Below are 18,031 nucleotides of genomic sequence, written 5' to 3'. Positions count from 1 at the left end.
AATGACCATCGAAGCTAAAACTACGGAAACTGCTGCTCCCCGTATCCGCCTCGGCATGGTGGGCGGTGGGGCTGGCGCGTTTATCGGCGGCGTGCACCGCATGGCGGCGCGTCTCGACAACCGGTTTGAACTGGTGGCAGGCGCTTTGTCGTCATCGGCGGAAAAGGCGCAGGCCTCGGGGCGCGAGCTGGGGCTGGCCGAAGATCGCATTTATTCCAGCTACAAGGACATGGCCATTCGTGAGGCGCGGCTGAAAAACGGCATTGAGGCCGTTTCCATCGTAACGCCGAACCACGTTCACTATGAAGCTGCCAAGGAGTTTCTGCGGCGCGGCATTCACGTCATCTGCGACAAGCCGCTGACCTCGACGCTTGCCGATGCGAAGAAGTTGAAAAAGGTCGCCGATGAAAGCGGTGCCTTGTTTGTTCTGACTCATAATTACACGGGCTATCCGATGGTGCGGCAGGCGCGCGAGATGATCGCTAATGGCGATCTTGGCGATCTTCGTGTCGTACAGGTGGAATATGCGCAGGACTGGCTGACCGAAGCGGTGGAAGCGACAGGTGCCAAGGGCGCTGTCTGGCGCACCGATCCGGCACAATCGGGGCTAGGCGGCGCGACCGGCGATATCGGCACGCACGCGTTCAATCTCGCCTCCTTCGTAACCGGCTTGACGCTCGACAGCCTTGCCGCCGATCTCGACAGTTTTGTCGAGGGACGTCGCCTGGACGATAATGCGCATGTGATGCTGCGTTTTGCGGGTGGTGCCAAGGGCATGCTCTGGTGCAGTCAGGTTGCGCCCGGCAATGAAAATGCGCTGCGCCTGCGCGTCTATGGCACAAAGGGTGGCATTGAATGGGCGCAGGAAGACCCGAACTATCTCTGGTTCACGCCTTTTGGCGAACAGAAGCGGCTCATCACGCGGGGCGGTGCTGGTGTCGGCTCTGCGAGCGCCCGCGTGACCCGCGTACCGGCTGGGCATCCTGAAGGTTATCTGGAAGCTTTTGCCACGATCTATTCGGAAGCGGCCAATGCTATCGAAGCCCACCGCAACGGCAAAAAGCCGGATAGTGCCGTGATTTATCCGACCGTTGATGACGGCTTGAAGGGCGTTGCTTTCATTGATGCCTGCGTGCGCTCGGCACAGAAAAACGGTGGCTGGGTCAAGCTTTAGAAGTCGATATGTTATAGAAGAAAGGGCGCCGGAGGCGCCCTTTTTTATCCGTCGATTTAATGGCTTCAAACGTAACGATTGACGACGTTTTCGAGATATTCCTGACGGCCGGATTTCGGCTGCGGATTGATGTCCTTCGCTTCGACTTCAGCCGTGATCTGGTCCAGCGAGAGACCTGTCAAAAGCTTCTTGCCGAAATCGCCATTCCAGCCTGCATAACGTTCATCGAGCGGCTTGGACAATGCGCCGTCTTCAAGCATTCCAGCGGCTGCTTTCAACCCGCGCGCACAGCAATCCATGCCACCAATATGGCCGATCAGCAGGTCCTGCGGATCGAGCGACTGGCGGCGCAGCTTGGCGTCGAAATTCGTGCCGCCGGTGGTGAAGCCGCCTGCAAGCAGGACCTGATAATAGGCGAGCGCCATTTCCGGCACATTGTTCGGGAACTGGTCTGTATCCCATCCTGACTGATAGTCATTGCGGTTCATGTCGATGGAACCGAAAATGCCAAGCGCACGGGCAAGCGCCAGTTCATGCTCGAAGGAGTGACCGGCGAGAATGGCATGGCCCTGCTCGATATTGACCTTTACCTCGTTTTCGAGGCCGTAGCGCTTCAGGAAGCCATAGACAGTCGCGACGTCGTAATCATATTGATGCTTGGTCGGCTCCTGCGGCTTTGGTTCGATCAGGATCGTGCCCTTGAAGCCGATCTTGTGCTTGTATTCGACCACCAGATTAAGGAACCGTCCCATCTGATCGAGTTCGCGTCCAAGATCGGTGTTGAGCAGCGTTTCATAGCCTTCGCGACCGCCCCAGAGCACGTAATTCTCGCCACCGAGCCGTTTCGTCGCGTCGATGCAGCTTTTCACAGTTGCTGCCGCAAAGGCGAACACATCCGGATCGGGATTGGTTGCGGCACCGCCCATATAGCGGCGATTGGAGAACAGGTTGGCTGTGCCCCAAAGAAGCTTTACGCCGGTTTCGGCTTGCTTCTTCTCGAAAATATCAACGATTTCGTTGAGATATCGCGTGTTTTCCGCAAAGTTGCGTCCTTCGGGCCGCACATCGGCATCGTGGAAGCAATAATAGGGCGCGCCAAGCAGGGAGAAGAACTCGAAAGCCACGTCGGCCTTGAGTTTTGCCGCATCCAGCTCGTTGGAATACCAGGGACGGTCGAAGGTGCGTCCGCCGAACGGGTCGCCACCCTCCCAGGCAAAACTGTGCCAGTAGGCGACCGCAAAGCGCAGATGGTCTTCCATGCGCTTTCCCAGCACAATTTCATCCGGATTATAGTGGCGGAATGCCAGCGGGTTGTCGCTGTCCGGTCCTTCATATTTAACCTTTTGAATGTCGCCGAAAAATCCGGTGCTCATTGTGTCCTCCCGTTCGAATGTCGTCATGTCTGGTTGTTTGCGGCAGCGTCACTAACCGGCGAGGGCGTGAAGTGCCGGATAAAGGGCGTGATAACGCTGATAGGCTTCCTCATAGGCCGGGAGCAGGGCGGCTTCCGGCTCTATCGTGCGTTCCGTGCGCGGCGGCGTGCAGACGGCAAATGGATCAGCGCCGGTGGCCGCAATGAGACCCAGTCGCGCGGCGCCAAAAGCGCCGCCGAAGTCGCCTTCTTCCGGCAAGGCAATCGGTACATTCAACGCGGTCGCGATTGCCTTCAGCCAATAAGTGGAACGCGAGCCGCCGCCGACGGCGGTAAGCGACTTGATATCTGTACCAGCCGATTGCAGCGCGGCGAGATTGTCGCGGATCGCAAAGGCAACGCCTTCCAGAACGGCTTGCGTCAATGCACGCTGATCGGATTCATGTTCCAGACCTGAAAACACGCCGCGTATCTTCGCATCATTATACGGGGTGCGTTCGCCGGAAAGATAAGGCAGGAATGTCGCGCTGCCCGGTGCATTCACCGTGTCGCCGAGCTCCCTATCAAGCTCATGTGCCGTTTTGCCGACAAGCCGTGCATACCAGTCGAGTGCGCTTGCCGCGGACAGGATGACACCCATCTGGTGCCAGGTGTCCGGCAGGGCGTGGCAGAAGGCATGAACTGCACTTTCAGGCTTTGGCTGATAGGCGCCGTTTGCTGCAAAGAGCACGCCTGATGTGCCGAGCGAAACGAAGGCATGGCCGGGCTTGACCGTGCCCATACCGCAGGCGGAAGCCGCGTTGTCGCCAGCGCCCCCCGCCACGACCGGCTGACCGGCAATGCCCCATTCTGCGGCAAGTTCAGCTCGCAGCCGTCCGGTTGCGTCCGTGCCTTCGGCAAGACGCGGCATCTGGTTTTCATCGAGACCAGTCTTGTCCAGCAGTTCTTGAGACCAGCGGCGTGCACCGGTATCGAGCCAGCTCGTGCCTGCTGAATCCGACATATCGGAGACATATTCACCGGTCAGCCAGAGGCGAAGGTAGTCCTTCGGCAACAGCACCTTGCGGATGCGCGCAAAAATCTCCGGTTCATTATTGGCAACCCAAACCAGCTTTGGTGCGGTAAAACCGGGAAAGACAATATTGCCGGTGATGGCGCGAAAAGCCGGATCGGCATCGAGCTTCGCCGCTTCGCGATAGCTGCGCGTATCGTTCCAGAGGATGCAGGGACGCAAAACCTGATCCTGTTCGTCCAGCAGGGTAGCGCCATGCATCTGGCCAGAAAGGCCAATACCGGCAATAGCTGAAAACTCCTTTGGGTGGGCAGTGCGCAAGCCATCGATTGCAGTGCGACAAGCCTCGATCCAATGTGCCGGCTCCTGTTCACTCCAGCCCGGATGGGGACGGGAAACATCCAGTTCACCATGGGCCGAACCGATCACTGTCTGCGCGTCGTCGATCAACAGCGCCTTGACACCGGATGTTCCTAGATCGAGCCCGAGATACATATTTGCTCCTGTTGGAAAGGCATTGTTGCCCGCGCATCAAACGAAATGCGGCAGGTTGTCTTTAAGGAAAATTTCGATGCGGATGTGTTCCTGTCCCGGAACAATGGCCAGACGATCCGCAGATGCTTTGAGAACCCGGATGGCGCTGCGGATTTCATGGCCTGCATCCTGCGCCAGCACCGCATGGATGATGCCGTCTGTCAGTGCTTTCGAGGTCACGTTATCGCGTTCATGCGCGATGACGAGCGGTCGATAGGAGCTGTGTTTGGCGAGTGCCTTCACCAGACCGCTATTGCCAGCACCAAGACTGTAAATTCCCGCGATGTCACTACGCTCGTCAAGCAGCTTGTCGACAAGGTTTTCCACACGCGGGCCTTCATCGAAGCCTTCCAGAACAGGCAATATCTCGCGGCCCGGAAAGTCTGCTTTCATGGCCGCCGTAAAACCGTCGAAACGTTCCCGATGATCGCGAACCTTCAACGAACCGGCGACGACCGCTAGCGCGCCTTCTGTCCCATTCGCGAAAAGCCCCAGAAGCCGCGCTGCCGTGCGCCCGGCTGCACCATTGTCGACGCCGACATAATGCGTTCGCGTTGATTGTCCGAGATCGGATACGAGCGTGACGGCGTGAATGCCTTGTTCATCCAATCGGGCGCAGGCTTCACGTACAGGATCGGTGTCGACCGCCACAAATGCAACGCCGTCAGGCTTGCGCGTGGCGCAATCGTCCAGCGCTGCGACAAGGGCTGCCTCATCGAAGGCGGGGACAAGCACGACATTGACCAGCACGCGCTCGGCCAAAGCCCGTTCAGTCGCGGATTGCAGTTCCGCGCGCAGGCTCAGCATGAAGGTATTTTCATTGTCCGGCAAAATAAAATCGAACTGATAAAGCTTGCCGCGCGCGAGGTTGGCAGCACCCACATCGCGCACATAGCCGAGCGTGTTCATTGCGGCCATAACTCGGTCGCGCGTCTTCGCTCTCACACCCGGACGTTCGTTCAGCACACGGTCTACCGTGGCGAGACTGACGCCCGCTGTTCTGGCTATATCATGGACTGTAGGTTTCATCCTCGCTCCTCGACGCGGACCATAAGATCAAAAATGAGGTACGTAAATCAAAAAATGCTTGCTATTCATTTTTCTTCACGTATCAATGGTCTCCGAGGATGGGGCGGTGTGCCTTTTGCATGCTGTCCCGATGGAGTGATCTTGGCGTAGAACGCCTTTGGGAGGATCAGCCATTCAAGGAATAAGCAGCTCCAAAGTGGGCTGTTTTGTCGTGCCAAACTCCGGGGGCGGAATACGTTCGGGGGCGCGGATTAGTATCAGCCGGTAGCAAGCCGGTGTTGTTTGGAGGAGATTTGCATGAAACGTCGTAATTTTCTGACCGGCGCGCTGGTTGCCGCAGCTTTGGGCATTGGCGCCATGGCGTCCACGCCGGTCTATGCTTCGCCGGAAAATCCGGTCATCGGCTTTTCCATCGACGATCTTCGCGTCGAGCGCTGGGCGCGTGACCGCGATTATTTCATTGAGGCTGCAGAAAAGCTGGGCGCCAAGGTCAATGTGCAGTCGGCTGACGGTAACGAGGAAAAGCAGGTCAAGCAGGTTGAAAACCTGATTGCGCAGGGCGTTGACGCCATCGTCATCGTGCCGATGAACTCCAAGGTCTTCGACGCAGTTGTGGCTGATGCCAAGGCATCCGGCATCAAGGTTTTGTCCTATGATCGTCTGATCCTCAATGCGGATATTGATGCCTATATCTCGTTCGACAATGAGCGCGTCGGTTTCATGCAGGCGGAAGCCGTCCTGAAGGCCAAGCCGGAAGGCAATTATTATCTCCTTGGCGGCTCGCCGACGGATAACAACGCCAAGCTTCTCCGGGCCGGTCAGGAAAAGGCGCTCAAGGAAGCTGTCGATTCCGGTAAGGTGAAGGTCATTGGCTCGCAATGGGTGAAGGAATGGAGCCCGACTGAAGCGCTCTCCATCATGGAAAACGCTCTGACGGCTGCGCAGAACAAGATCGATGCGGTTGTCGCTTCGAACGACGGCACCGCCGGTGGCGCTATTCAGGCACTTGCCGCACAGGGGCTGGCTGGAAAGACTGCCGTTTCCGGACAGGACAGCGACCTTGCCGCCGTCAAGCGTTTGATCGACGGTACGCAGACCGTGACGGTCTACAAGCCGCTGAAACTTATTGCTTCGGAAGCTGCCAAGCTGACCGTCCAGATGGTCAAGGGCGAAAAGCCTGAATTCAATTCCAAGCTCGACAACGGTGGCAAGCAGGTCGACACGCTTCTGCTGACGCCGACTGCCGTGACCAAGGACAATATCGACATCTACGTTCAGGACGGCTTCTACACCAAGGAGCAGATCTACGGGAAGTAAGCCTTTCCGATGGGTATCGCCGGAATTGGTTCCGGCGATTTAAGCCTGTGTGAATAGTGGGGCCGGAAGTCTGGAAACCATGATCCAGCTTCTGGCCCCACCGAGTTGTCGATGCTGTCTTTGACAGCGTTGTCCGGACTATTTCCGCCAGAAAATGGTGTGGTTTGAAACCGGGCGGCTCATTCTGCTGTGTTACTGCAAGGTCATATGCGATGTCCGAATATCTTCTAGAAATGCGCAATATAGGTAAGGACTTCAACGGCGTGAAAGCGCTTGACGGTATCTACCTGAAAGTGCGCGCGGGCGAGTGTGTCGGCCTTTGCGGTGAGAATGGCGCGGGCAAATCCACGTTGATGAAAGTGCTTTCCGGCGTTTATCCCCATGGCACCTGGACCGGGGAAATTTTCTGGGAAGGTCAGGAACTGAAGGCGACGGGCATCCGTGATACGGAAGCCGCGGGTATCGTCATCATCCATCAGGAACTTATGATGGTGCCGCATCTTTCGGTTGCGGAAAACATCTTTCTGGGATCGGAGCCGACAAGCGGCGGTTTCATCGATTATGACCAGATGAATGCGCGTGCGACGGAACTTCTGGCGCGCCTCAATATCCATGACATCAATGTCGCGCTTCCGGTCTATCATTATCCGGGCGGCAAGCAGCAACTGATCGAGATCGCAAAGGCGATCAACAAGAATGCGAAGCTGCTCATTCTGGATGAACCGACATCGGCGCTGACGGCATCCGAAACGCGCGTCCTTCTCGATCTCATCAAGGACTTCAAGGCGCAAGGCATGGCCTGCGTCTATATCTCCCACAAGCTGGATGAAGTGGCCGAAATTTCCGACACGGTGACGGTCATTCGCGACGGAACGCATATAGCGACCAAGCCGATGGCGGAACTCACCACGCCAGCCATCATCACCATGATGGTGGGGCGCGAGATGAAGAACCTGTTTCCGCGCGAGCCGCACGATATTGGCGAGGTCATTTTCGAGGCGCGCAACATCGATTGCTGGGATGTGACCAATCCCGATCGCAAGGTGGTCGACAATGTCTCGTTTGCGCTTCGGCGCGGGGAAATCCTCGGCATTGCCGGGCTTGTGGGCGCGGGGCGGACGGAACTGGTGTCCAGCCTGTTCGGCGTCTGGCCCGGAGCGCATGAGGGGCAGGTCTTTCTGGAAGGCCGGGAACTGAAAATCCGCACACCGCGCGATGCGGTTCGACAAGGCATCTGCATGGTGCCGGAGGACCGCAAGAAGGATGGCATCCTGCCGATCATGCCGGTGGGCTATAATATGACGGTCTCGGTGCTGGATCGGTTCTCCTTGCGCGGATTGCTCGACAAGGAAGCGGAACTGGCCACGATCCAGCGCGAAATTCTGCGCCTCAAGGTGAAGACGGCCGATCCAATGCTGGAAATCGCATCCTTGTCCGGTGGAAACCAGCAGAAGGCGGTGCTGTCGAAGATGATGCTGCCGGACCCCAAGGTGCTCATTCTGGACGAGCCGACGCGGGGCGTCGATGTCGGCGCGAAATATGAAATCTACAAACTGATCTTCGCGCTCGCGAAACAGGGTGTCGCAGTGCTGATGGTCTCTTCCGAAATGCCGGAAGTTCTCGGCATCAGCGACCGTGTTCTCGTGATCGGCGAGGGCAGGCTGCGTGGTGATTTCCCCAATGAAAATCTTACCCAGGAGAAGGTGCTTGCCGCCGCAATCGGCAAACCGACAACCAATGCGGCCTGATCCTCGAATAACTCTTTGTTTTCACGCATTTTCCTTATGCAAAACCGTTTCACATCTTTGCTGGAAATGCTCAAATTTGACCGGTGCATGATATGACATTGACGGGCAAAAGCCTTCGGAAGTTTCTGGCGGATTATAAGATTGTCGCGCTGCTGATAGTGGTTGCGCTCATCTGGGCATTATTTGCGATCCTCACCTATGATCCCGAGATGGGGCGTTCGCAGTTCCTGACTGCACGCAACTTCTCCAATCTCCTGCGCCAGATGGCCATTACCGGAATGCTCGCATCTGCGATGGTTTTCGTCATCGTTGCTGGCGAAATCGATCTTTCGGTCGGCGCGCTGTTAGGGCTTTTGGGCGGCGTCGCCGCTGTCCTCGACGTGATCTACGGATGGCCATTATGGGCGACGATCAGCACGGTTCTGGTTCTCGGTGTGGCGCTTGGCGCCTTTAACGGCTGGCTGACTGCCTATCTCGGCATACCGTCCTTCATCGTCACGCTTGGCGGCCAGCTTGTGTTTCGCGGTATCGTGCTTGGCATCATGGGTGGCGTCACCATTGCGCCGATCTCGCCGGAGTTCAAATATATCGGGCAGGGTTATCTACCGGGCTGGCTTGGCAATCTCTGCGCCATTGCGCTGTTCGGTGTGCTGATCCTGATGACGCTGCGCACGCGGGCCAGCAAGCGCAAGCACAATCTCCAGACGCTTACTTCCGGGATGGAAGTCGCAAGGCTTCTGGGTATCGGTGTCCTGATCCTTGGCTTCATCCTGATCCTCAACAGCTATCAGGGTGTGCCGGTTCCGGTCTTGATCCTGCTGGTGATCCTCGGTGTCTTCACCGTGATCGCAAAACAGACCGTGTTCGGTCGTCACATCTATGCGGTCGGCTCCAACACAGAAGCGACACGCTTTTCCGGCGTGAACGTCAATTTCGTCAAGATGGCGGTCTTCGCTCTGATGGGACTGATGGCGGCGGTGGCTGGTCTGACAACAACCTCGCGCCTCGCAGCGGGCACGCCTTCGGCGGGCATGGGCGGCGAGCTCGACGCCATTGCGTCATGCTTTATCGGCGGCACCTCTATGCGCGGCGGGGTTGGCTCGGTGCTTGGCGCACTGGTCGGCGCGCTCATCATGTCGAGCCTCGATAACGGCATGTCCATGCTCGGTGTCGATACGTTCTGGCAGCAGATCATCAAGGGCAGCATTCTTGTTCTTGCCGTCTATCTCGACATTGTATCTTCCGGCACGCGGCGCGGATGAGTGTCGGTCTATATATTAGGCAAATAAAATATATTGAGCCCTACCAATCAGCTTGCTAAATTGCGGCCATGACGATGCTCAAGGATATCGGCGGTCTGCTCGCTCTGACAGCCCGTCTTCTGGCTCGGTTCTGGCCCCAGCTGTTGCTTATCGGTACGCTGGGCTATATCGCGCGCGACCTGCTGCTCGATGCTGCGGTGAGCGCGGGCGGATATTTTCCGCTCGCCGGAATGGTCGTTCTTTCGCTGGTCGTGCTGGTCAAGTTGCTTGTGGTGGTGACGATGTTCGCCACGCTGCGGCCTGGATTACCTGCGCTCGCTTCGTTGCGTCAGACGGCGACCGTAGGAGATACCGCATCTTCGCCCGACAATCGCAGGGCAGACCGCATGCTGATGGTGACGGCGGCTGTCATCTTGCCGTTCTTCGCCTATTACGCCGCATGGGGTTTTCTCGGCGATACGGTTCGCGAATATTCCCGGCTTGCTTTTGAGCGCACTGCCTTTGGCGAGAAGATGCACATATTCGACCTGGTGCGCTCCGGCAGCCTGATAGCGGCAATTTTCGTCTGCTGGCTGATCCGCTGGATTGCCAAACGCGCCAATGAAAAAGTTCAATCGCCATGGTTGCGACTGCTCATTGTCGCTGCGGATGCAAGCTGGATATTCATCGGTCTGTTTGCACTCGACAAGTGGAAAGACGATCTCATTCATTGGATCGGGGCCGGGTCTCTGCTCGACAGTTTCGATGTCAGTGCGGCATGGTTTTCGATGAGCGCATACGCCGCCGAAAATTTCGTGCCTGTGGAGTTCCAGCAACCGAGCTTCTGGGTACAGGCGCAAAATCTGTTCTTCTACGCGCTCTTGCCGATGGTCTGGCTGGTTATGGCCGCTATCATCTACGGCTATGATCTGTCCGCCAAGAAAGCGCCTGTGCCGCCAGCCCCATCTCGCGGAACAACCTTCCGGAAGTGGCTGAGCGACTTCGCCGCGCATTATCTGGGCGGTTATCGCAGCCGTTACCGGCCCGTCTGGACCTGCCTGAAACTGGTCGCCGGGGCGGGGCTCGGAACCCTGCTGTCGTTTGTCGTTCTTTATCGTGCGATAAGCTGGATCGGTGCGTGGATCTGGTACAGCACGACCCATTATCTCGGACCATACGATATCGAAATCTGGCAACGTATTGCCAATGTTCTGGTTATTTTTATCGGCAGCCCGACGGAGCTTGATGGCGGCATTCTGCTTGATGCAATACGTATTGCGCTTCTGGCCGCAGTTCTCGAATATGCGTTGGTAAGCCAGAAGAGCAGGGCTATTTCAGAACCAGATGCTCAGGTTGTTTCCCAAGCATAGTGAGCAATAGCGAAAGCTCTCCAGCATCTGCAGGTACAAGAAAGCTCTCGACGATACGAACTGGGGCGCTGCCGTTTTCATTGGCCAGATCGTAACATTTCGGCTTGTCGGCGGCTTCCGGTTTCAGTTTCTGGATTGTTTGGTTGGATACATATAATGTCGACCAGCGGCGGTCCTCAGTGTCCGTCACGGTCATGAAACAGGGTATCATCTGTTTTAATTGTTCGGCATCCTGAATAGTCACTTCGATTTCAGCGAGCACAATGTTTGTTTCCGGCAATGTGCCCGGAAACCTGTCCAGCGCGACCAGTTTCCAGTTGCCGCCTCCATAAGCCTGCACATCGCCACGGGGCACGATAACCGGCTCTTGCAGCTTCTGCTCTATCCATCGTAGTAAACCGCCGTCGGAACGAACGAAAACGGCAAGGGGCAGGGCGATAATCAGAAGGGCAAAGCATATCCAGAACGACTTCCGCTCGCCTGAAGAGGTCGCTTCACTCATTGGCTGACCTCCAATTCCCAGGGCATGATGGTCCCCATGCGTTTGATCGCGATTGACCGGCTGACATTGTCCTGTGCCGTGGGATTCATGCTGATCTGCACCTGTTCTGAAAGAGGTGTCATTGAAGATTCGGCAATCAGCAGCTTTCCGCCTGCGATCTGGTCGCGCGGCAATTCAAACACCATCAAGATTGGACGCGGAATTCCTGGCTCCAATCGCTCGGAGCCGACTATGCCGGGTGCATAGGTCGGACGGCTGCTCATGGCATAGCGGATACCATTCGACCCAAGCCATTCAACAGATGCGAGGCCAAGGCTTTCGATCTTTGCTTTCGCAGCCGCTTCGATGACCAGCCATTCGCCGTCCGTATCATAAACATGAGTGTTCCCGATGCCAGGTGTCGTCACTTGCCGGGTTCGATAGGCATTGACAATGCCGACGACGAAACGGCTGGTTTCTGCTGGCTTTCCCTGCTTTCCTTCAACGGTTACCGAGGAAAAAATATTGCTGTAATAAGGGGTTGAATGCTGCATGCCGTAAAGCGCGGCGATGGCCACGCATAACATGACGGCGCTCTTGAGCCAGCCTGTCATCCTTCGCCCTCGGCGGATGATATACGTACTGGCAATTGAATGACGGCGATGGGGTCCCGATCGAGCCATGTAGAGGCCCCATAGAGATTATCCCGCTTCTTGTAGATTTCGCTGCCAATGAGGAGGCGAATTTCCTGGGGCGGAGCTTCGCCTTGCGGCCATTCCCACGCCGCCGTCAGCTTTTCGGGCATGCCGGGATTGACCCGGCCAGCAATCCACTTGTCGCGGATGATATAGAAAGTTGGATCGGTCAGAGCTGGGTTCGGCGGGTCGAGGGTCAGAAGCTTTCGCGACGCATAGGCTGAAGATGCGGAACGATTGTCGAGACTGACATCGACCATGAGGTAGTTCTTGGGTTTGTAAGGTTTCACGCCGGTTGGCGGAACAGGGCCGAAGCGTGCCTCAGTGACGGCCACATGCCAGCGCCCGGTATCGACCGTCTCGCCGGGGCTCGCCTCGCGCATGGGTTCGGGATTGGCTGCTTCATAGATAGCCGTTGCGTAGGAGAATACGCTTGCGGCAGCCGTGCCGATACCTGCGATGACGATGGCAGCCAGTCGCTGCCGAATGCTTCGACGCTGTTCGTCCGCCATGACACCTCCCTCTGTGCTGGCGATTCAAACGACAATCTAAGCCCCCGGCTAAGCCATTAGCTCCTATAGCATATCAATGTTCCATCGTCATCTTTTGGCTTAATCTATGTTAGCTCTCCTCGACAAACACCTCGTCGCGCTTCTTGCGTACCGATGGAAGCAGCACGACCACGAGAACGGCAGCAGCTATGGCAAGCAGAACGGCGCTGATTGGCCGGGTGAAGAATGTTGCCGGGTCGCCGCGTGACAGGATCATGGCGCGACGCAGGTGTTCCTCCAGCAACGGGCCGAGAACGAAACCAAGCAGCAGAGGAGCCGGTTCGCAGCGCAGTTTGGCCAGCAGGTAGCCGATGAAGCCAAAAAAGGCGACTGCGTAGAGATCGTAGACGTTCGAGTTGACGCTATAAACGCCGATAGAACAGAAGGTCATGATGATGGGGAACAGCACATAATAAGGCACTGTCAGGAGCTTCACCCATAAACCGATCAACGGCAGGTTCAGGACGATAAGCATGAGATTGCCGATCCACATCGACGCGATCACGCCCCAGAACAACGCAGGCTGTTCTGCCGCAACATTCGGACCGGGCACAATGCCTTGAATAATCATGGCGCCGATCATCAATGCCATGACCGGATTGGCTGGAATTCCAAGCGTCAGCATGGGAATGAAGGATGTCTGCGCACCGGCATTATTGGCGGATTCCGGTCCTGCAACGCCTGCAATCGCACCTCTGCCGAATTCCTCCGGCGTTTTGGAGATGCGCTTTTCCACTGTGTATGAAGCAAAGGATGCCAGGATGGCTCCACCACCCGGCAGGATGCCAAGTGCCGAGCCGATGGCGGTTCCACGCAGGATCGGCGCTGTCATGCGCTTGAAATCGTCGCGCGTCGGCATCAGCCCTGTGACTTTCGCCATCAGCACTTCGCGCGTATGCTCGCTTTCAAGATTGCGCAATATTTCGGCGATACCGAACACGCCGACCGCAACTGCGACGAAGTTGAGCCCGTCGGCATATTCCGTAATACCAAGCGTGAATCGTGGTGCTCCGGTGTAGATGTCCGTGCCGACAAGACCGAGCAGAAGCCCCAGAACGACCATCGCCAGTGCCTTGATGATCGAACCGTGAGCAAGCGCCACAGACGACACCAGCCCGACGACCATCAGCGAGAAGTATTCAGCAGAGCCGAATTTCAGGGCAATTTCAGTCAGCGGCGGAGCGAATACCGCTACCAGAAAGGTGGAAACAGTGCCGGCGAAAAATGAACCGATTGCTGCAATTGCAAGTGCTGCACCGGCTCGCCCTTGGCGCGCCATCTGGTAGCCGTCGATGGCGGTCACGGCGGATGAGGATTCCCCCGGCATGTTGATGAGAATTGCGGTTGTCGAACCGCCATACTGGGCACCGTAATAGATGCCAGCGAGCATAATGAGTGCAGAAACCGGATCACCGATCTGGAACGTGACCGGAAGAAGCATGGCGATTGTGGCCGTAGCGCCGATGCCAGGCAGGACGCCGATCAATGTGCCAAGCAGCACACCGATGAGGCAGAACCCAAGATTGGCAAGCGTCGATGCGGTTGAAAAGCCAAGCGCGAGATTGTTGAAAAGTTCCATGCTCATGCCCCCTTAGAATGGCCACCAGGGCCCGAAACGCTGATAGGGCAGCGCGAGCGCGTAACTGAACACAATGACGGAGAAGACCGTGATTGCAGCAGCTAGAATGATTGCAGCAAGCGGTTTCATGCGCATCGAGGCGAACGAGGCGATGAGGCAGGTCAGAAACAGCGACGGCACGAAACAGAGGCCGCGCACGGTCAGGCCAAAGAATATCGGGGCAGGCAGAATGAAGAACAGGCCGCGCCAAGCAATCGGCCCCATTGGTTCGCCAGATACATGTGTGGCCTGGACGAGAATGACCAATCCAAGCAGGATCAGGACACCCGACAGGACAAGCGGGAAATATCCCGGTCCCATGCGAAGCGATGTGCCGATGTCCAGACCTAGCGACTGGTAGGCGAAAAAAGCGCCGGTCAGTGCGAGAAGGGCGCCGCACAATCCGTTGGTCGGGTCGATTGAAAATTTTCTTGAGGGCTCGTTCATGGGCCAATCATCTTTCGGATTTGCCGTTGAAAGGGCTATACCGGATGCCCGGCATGTGAAGTCGGTCACTTATCCCTGTGGCTGCGATTTTGATGCGCAACAAAGGGAAAACGACAATCAAGGCGCGTCAAACGACACACCTTGATTGCTTGCGATACGGTCAGTCTGCGTATTGCCCGGCGGCTTCGATGACCGGCTTCCAGCGTGCGACCTCGGATTCGAGCTTTGCTTTCAACGCTGCCGGTGTTGCATCGGAATCCGGTGACGGCTTTGTGCCGAGTTCGGCGAAGCGGGCGACCACGTTCTGGTCTTTCAGAGCCACCTGAAGCGACTTCGAAAGACGCTCGGTAATTTCTGCCGGGGTTCCTTTGGGCGCATATATGCCGTGCCAGATACCCACTTCCATACCGTCCAGGCCTGCTTCCTTGGTGGTTGGAAGGTCTTTCAGCACGTCCAGGCGTTCGGGCGAGGTGACGGCGTAAGCCTTGATCGTGCCTGCCTGAATCTGCTTCGTCGTATTTGTGGTCTGGTCGCACATGATGTCGACCTGCCCGCCGAGCAGATCGGTCATGGCCGGGCCTGTTCCCTTGTAAGGAACCGTGACGAGCGGAGTTTCAATCGCACTCATGAACAGCATGCCGCACAGATGCGATGCCGCGCCGATACCGGCATTGGCGACCGTTGCGGTATCCTTGTTGGCCTTGGCATACTCGATCAGTCCCTTGAGGTCGGTCGGTTCAAGGTCCTTGCGCGCAACGATTGTCATCGGAACTTCCGTGACGAGGCCGACATATTCAAACGCATTCAGCGTGTCATAGGCGAGCTTGCGATAGAGTGTGGCGCTTGTAGCCATGCCGATATGGTGAAGCAGCAGCGTATAACCATCGGGGTCTGCTGTGGCGACGCGCCCCGCACCGAGTGTTCCGCCTGCGCCGCCAACATTCTCGACGATCACCTGCTGCCCGAGATCCTTGGACATGGATTCAGCAACAAGTCGCGTCACGGTGTCAGTCGGCCCGCCTGCGGCGAAAGGCACGACCATGGTGATCGTCCGTTCCGGATAGTTTTGTGCGTGTGCGGTGAAAGCTGCGGTGGAAATAGCAAGTGTTGTCGCCAGTGTGGCGATAAGCTTCATCATAGCGTCCTCCCAGACTATGTTGTGGCGGGCTGGCCCGTATTCTGAATTTAGTTCCCCACACCTCTTCGGGCGCTTCGGGCAATCTGATTTGATATTATCAAGTCACTGCAATAAAAAGATTTTACACCGATGTTGCTCTTGAATCGGCATGATTATCCGGTGCATTCTGAAAAGAATGTAGATGTATCCTGACGGCTTGCCAATGCCCGAGCTTCAATGAAAGCGCTTATACTACCAAAGTCTGGGTAGCTTACTCATCATGCTTTAACGGCCCGGCGAAATCGTTCACGCACATTGTCTGGCAGGTCACGTTATGACCGAGGCTTAATCTAGCGGTCTGCTTTCGACATTTGCATCCCTCGGATATGAGCGCCGAGCAAATGTCAGAATCAAAAAGACCACTAGTAACTTTATGAATCTCGTGGATTTTTCGAATTTGACGTTTGAAACGAGAACTATATCGGACGGGTATCAAACGTCAAATTCAATCCACTAGCACAGTTTTGCCCGCGAGTGGCCGGACCTGCTTGGCGAGGTGATCGACAAAGCTTCTTGCAGGTGCGGTTAAATCTTCCAGAGATCGCACTGCGATTACCAGGTTTCTTTTTGCCCATGCGTCTGCAATTGCTGCCGTTGCAATAGGGAGTGTTTTTCTGAGACGTCGTGCAGCCGTCTGTGGAATGATCGCAATGCCCACATTGGCAGCAACCATATTGCCGACGCCCTCGAAAGTGCGGAGCCTCGTCCTGATTTTAAGCCTGCCGCCCAGCCGTGTTGCTTGAACTTCTAGGTGTTCCTGCAAAGCGCCAGAGGAAAGGCCGATGAATTGTTCCTGCAGAAGATCGGAGAAGCTCACCCGCTTATGCTCGGCCAAGGGATGATGTCTGGCCGTGATCAGCATCAGATGATCTGTCGCAAAGGGAACGAGTTCCAATCCGGTCGTTTCTACGGCATCCGATAGAATGCCGATTTCAACGAAACCGCGCAAAACGGACCGGGCAATATCGCTGCTCTGCCGTTCTTTCAGTTCCACATCAATGCGGGGATTATCAGCCATCCAGCTCGCGAGCCTTACCGGTAGATATTCGGTGATGGCAGCGGTATTCGCCGCGACGCGAATGGCTGTTCGCATGGCTTTGGCATGCAAACCCAATTCACTATGCATGTCCGCCATCTGCCGCATCACTGCCCTTGCATGATGGACGAGGGCTTCCCCCGCTCCCGTAAGGGCAACGCCGCGTCGTCCACGCTCCAGAAGCAAGACTTGCCCCGTCGCCTCCATGTCGCGCAGGCGCTCGCTTGCTGCTGGAAGCGACAGTCCGACTTCAGCCGCACCATGGGTGATGCTACCGGTATCGGCGACGGCGAGGAAGAGGCGAAGGTCGGTAAGATCAAAACGCATAAGCGATGTTAGCGCGAATTCTGCCTATGGGAAAGCCGAAGGCTGGATAAGGAACTTCCGCATTCCGTCCGATGAACAGGTCGTTATAGCAGGGGCATGACTTATTCTTTTTCCTTGATCCTGACGATTGCGGTTACATTCCTCGGTGCTGGCTTTGTCAAAGGCGTGACGGGAATGGGACTGCCCACGGTCGCGATGGGCGTATTGGGCGCGCTGATATCACCGCTTGCAGCAGCAAGCCTGCTGATTATTCCGTCCTTCATCACCAATCTTTGGCAACTTCTGGTGGGGCCTAGCTTCGGCCAGCTTATGCTTCGACTCTGGAGCATGATGATTGCCATTGCAGTCGGGACCATTGCGGGAACTGCGGTTCTGGTTGGCGGAAACATTGCAGTCACCACATCGATGCTGGGTTCCTCGCTTGTTATCTACGCAGGCTATACGTTGTTTGCCCGCCAGTTGCAGGTGCCAGAAAGGCTTGAGCGCTCGCTGTCTCCTGCCATCGGGCTGTTGACTGGCTTGATTGCAGGTGCAACGGGAGTATTCGTCATTCCGGCTGTGCCTTATCTGCAATCGCTGGGTTTCAGAAAAGACGATCTCGTACAGTCGCTCGGGCTTTCCTTCACTGTCTCCACCGCCGCACTTGCGCTCGGGCTTTCTAGCAGGCAGGCCTATTCACACGATCTCCTGCTGGTGTCCGTTCTGGCGGTCGTTCCTTCACTGGTCGGCATGTTCATAGGGCAGGCTTGCCGCCGCAAGATCCGACCGGAAAACTTCCGTCGATGGTTTCTGATCGGCCTTATGATTCTCGGGCTTGAGATGGCGTTGAGACCTTTGTTCTCGATGAGTTGATGAACGGGGAACGATTTTTCCCTTCTGACACGCGGATACGGATTTGCTTT

The 18,031-nt window shown here is 56.5% G+C and carries 16 protein-coding genes; 6 read left to right on the top strand and 10 right to left on the bottom strand.

The genetic code is table 11. The features are described 5' to 3' along the window. The first annotated feature begins 1 nt into the window (after window position 1). On the top strand, window positions 2-1,174 hold the full coding sequence (locus F9K91_RS14700; protein WP_151678066.1) for a Gfo/Idh/MocA family protein: 1,173 nt from the start codon (window positions 2-4) through the stop codon (window positions 1,172-1,174). A 65-nt stretch (window positions 1,175-1,239) separates the two neighbouring features. Here F9K91_RS14700 and xylA read toward each other — a convergent pair whose 3' ends face one another. Genes xylA through F9K91_RS14685 form a run of 3 tightly spaced genes read right to left on the bottom strand, consistent with a single transcriptional unit; the run spans window position 1,240 to window position 5,121 of the window. Next, window positions 1,240-2,547, bottom strand: coding sequence for a xylose isomerase (gene xylA / locus F9K91_RS14695; RefSeq protein ID WP_061347827.1), 1,308 nt, complete (start codon window positions 2,545-2,547; stop codon window positions 1,240-1,242). A 51-nt stretch (window positions 2,548-2,598) separates the two neighbouring features. Then, window positions 2,599-4,053, bottom strand: a complete 1,455-nt coding sequence (xylB, locus tag F9K91_RS14690) for a xylulokinase (protein WP_151651570.1) — start codon at window positions 4,051-4,053, stop codon at window positions 2,599-2,601. A gap of 36 nt (window positions 4,054-4,089) precedes the next feature. Further along, entirely contained in the window at window positions 4,090-5,121 is a 1,032-nt protein-coding gene (locus F9K91_RS14685; RefSeq protein WP_151678065.1) for a LacI family DNA-binding transcriptional regulator, read from the bottom strand. A 297-nt stretch (window positions 5,122-5,418) separates the two neighbouring features. Between F9K91_RS14685 and xylF the strand changes: the two genes are divergently transcribed. The 4 genes from xylF (at window position 5,419) to F9K91_RS14665 (ending at window position 10,797) form a co-directional block, all read left to right on the top strand. Next, on the top strand, window positions 5,419-6,438 hold the full coding sequence (gene xylF, locus F9K91_RS14680; RefSeq protein WP_061347830.1) for a D-xylose ABC transporter substrate-binding protein: 1,020 nt from the start codon (window positions 5,419-5,421) through the stop codon (window positions 6,436-6,438). 212 nt (window positions 6,439-6,650) lie between these two features. After that, entirely contained in the window at window positions 6,651-8,186 is a 1,536-nt protein-coding gene (locus tag F9K91_RS14675; protein WP_151678064.1) for a xylose ABC transporter ATP-binding protein, read from the top strand. A 92-nt stretch (window positions 8,187-8,278) separates the two neighbouring features. Beyond that, window positions 8,279-9,448 carry a sugar ABC transporter permease gene (locus F9K91_RS14670; protein WP_151555843.1) on the top strand — a complete coding sequence of 390 codons (1,170 nt, stop codon included), beginning with the start codon at window positions 8,279-8,281 and terminating at the stop codon, window positions 9,446-9,448. 68 nt (window positions 9,449-9,516) lie between these two features. Continuing rightward, on the top strand, window positions 9,517-10,797 hold the full coding sequence (locus F9K91_RS14665; RefSeq protein WP_151678063.1) for a hypothetical protein: 1,281 nt from the start codon (window positions 9,517-9,519) through the stop codon (window positions 10,795-10,797). On the opposite strand, the gene F9K91_RS14660 is transcribed toward F9K91_RS14665, so the two are convergent. The 7 genes from F9K91_RS14660 to F9K91_RS14630 all read right to left on the bottom strand — a co-directional run bounded on the left by F9K91_RS14660 (window position 10,757) and on the right by F9K91_RS14630 (window position 17,129). Continuing rightward, a complete protein-coding gene (locus tag F9K91_RS14660; RefSeq protein WP_151555841.1) occupies window positions 10,757-11,299 on the bottom strand; it encodes a hypothetical protein in 543 nt (180 codons plus the stop codon). The two genes, F9K91_RS14665 and F9K91_RS14660, sit on opposite strands and share 41 nt — an antisense overlap. Beyond that, window positions 11,296-11,892 carry a hypothetical protein gene (locus F9K91_RS14655; RefSeq protein WP_151678062.1) on the bottom strand — a complete coding sequence of 199 codons (597 nt, stop codon included), beginning with the start codon at window positions 11,890-11,892 and terminating at the stop codon, window positions 11,296-11,298. The genes F9K91_RS14660 and F9K91_RS14655 overlap by 4 nt, the downstream gene beginning before the upstream one ends. Then, a complete protein-coding gene (locus F9K91_RS14650; RefSeq protein WP_151678061.1) occupies window positions 11,889-12,485 on the bottom strand; it encodes a hypothetical protein in 597 nt (198 codons plus the stop codon). The genes F9K91_RS14655 and F9K91_RS14650 overlap by 4 nt, the downstream gene beginning before the upstream one ends. Before the next feature lie 109 nt (window positions 12,486-12,594). Beyond that, window positions 12,595-14,103: a tripartite tricarboxylate transporter permease gene (locus F9K91_RS14645; RefSeq protein ID WP_151555872.1), complete on the bottom strand. Its 1,509-nt coding sequence runs from the start codon at window positions 14,101-14,103 to the stop codon at window positions 12,595-12,597. Between the two features lie 12 nt (window positions 14,104-14,115). Beyond that, entirely contained in the window at window positions 14,116-14,589 is a 474-nt protein-coding gene (locus F9K91_RS14640) for a tripartite tricarboxylate transporter TctB family protein (RefSeq protein WP_151678060.1), read from the bottom strand. A 160-nt stretch (window positions 14,590-14,749) separates the two neighbouring features. Next, on the bottom strand, window positions 14,750-15,727 hold the full coding sequence (locus F9K91_RS14635) for a tripartite tricarboxylate transporter substrate-binding protein (RefSeq protein ID WP_167522218.1): 978 nt from the start codon (window positions 15,725-15,727) through the stop codon (window positions 14,750-14,752). 484 nt (window positions 15,728-16,211) lie between these two features. Beyond that, window positions 16,212-17,129 carry a LysR family transcriptional regulator gene (locus F9K91_RS14630; RefSeq protein WP_151651564.1) on the bottom strand — a complete coding sequence of 306 codons (918 nt, stop codon included), beginning with the start codon at window positions 17,127-17,129 and terminating at the stop codon, window positions 16,212-16,214. 96 nt (window positions 17,130-17,225) lie between these two features. Between F9K91_RS14630 and F9K91_RS14625 the strand changes: the two genes are divergently transcribed. Continuing rightward, a complete protein-coding gene (locus F9K91_RS14625) occupies window positions 17,226-17,981 on the top strand; it encodes a sulfite exporter TauE/SafE family protein (protein ID WP_151678059.1) in 756 nt (251 codons plus the stop codon). Window positions 17,982-18,031: the final 50 nt, after the last annotated feature.

It is taken from the genome of Brucella tritici (genome assembly GCF_008932295.1).
Taxonomy (GTDB): Bacteria; Pseudomonadota; Alphaproteobacteria; order Rhizobiales; family Rhizobiaceae; genus Brucella; species Brucella tritici.
Note: the sequence above shows the minus strand (reverse complement) of the source record. Positions and strands in the feature narration are given on the sequence as shown.

Coding starts and splice junctions, on each gene's coding strand:
- F9K91_RS14650 (WP_151678061.1), bottom strand. CDS start 12,485: ATGGCGGACGAACAGCGTCGAAGCATTCGGCAGCGACTGGCTGCCATC.
- F9K91_RS14630 (WP_151651564.1), bottom strand. CDS start 17,129: ATGCGTTTTGATCTTACCGACCTTCGCCTCTTCCTCGCCGTCGCCGAT.
- xylB (WP_151651570.1), bottom strand. CDS start 4,053: ATGTATCTCGGGCTCGATCTAGGAACATCCGGTGTCAAGGCGCTGTTG.
- F9K91_RS14670 (WP_151555843.1), top strand. CDS start 8,279: ATGACATTGACGGGCAAAAGCCTTCGGAAGTTTCTGGCGGATTATAAG.
- F9K91_RS14660 (WP_151555841.1), bottom strand. CDS start 11,299: ATGAGTGAAGCGACCTCTTCAGGCGAGCGGAAGTCGTTCTGGATATGC.
- F9K91_RS14700 (WP_151678066.1), top strand. CDS start 2: ATGACCATCGAAGCTAAAACTACGGAAACTGCTGCTCCCCGTATCCGC.
- F9K91_RS14655 (WP_151678062.1), bottom strand. CDS start 11,892: ATGACAGGCTGGCTCAAGAGCGCCGTCATGTTATGCGTGGCCATCGCC.
- F9K91_RS14635 (WP_167522218.1), bottom strand. CDS start 15,727: ATGATGAAGCTTATCGCCACACTGGCGACAACACTTGCTATTTCCACC.
- xylA (WP_061347827.1), bottom strand. CDS start 2,547: ATGAGCACCGGATTTTTCGGCGACATTCAAAAGGTTAAATATGAAGGA.
- F9K91_RS14625 (WP_151678059.1), top strand. CDS start 17,226: ATGACTTATTCTTTTTCCTTGATCCTGACGATTGCGGTTACATTCCTC.
- F9K91_RS14665 (WP_151678063.1), top strand. CDS start 9,517: ATGACGATGCTCAAGGATATCGGCGGTCTGCTCGCTCTGACAGCCCGT.
- F9K91_RS14640 (WP_151678060.1), bottom strand. CDS start 14,589: ATGAACGAGCCCTCAAGAAAATTTTCAATCGACCCGACCAACGGATTG.
- xylF (WP_061347830.1), top strand. CDS start 5,419: ATGAAACGTCGTAATTTTCTGACCGGCGCGCTGGTTGCCGCAGCTTTG.
- F9K91_RS14645 (WP_151555872.1), bottom strand. CDS start 14,103: ATGGAACTTTTCAACAATCTCGCGCTTGGCTTTTCAACCGCATCGACG.
- F9K91_RS14675 (WP_151678064.1), top strand. CDS start 6,651: ATGTCCGAATATCTTCTAGAAATGCGCAATATAGGTAAGGACTTCAAC.
- F9K91_RS14685 (WP_151678065.1), bottom strand. CDS start 5,121: ATGAAACCTACAGTCCATGATATAGCCAGAACAGCGGGCGTCAGTCTC.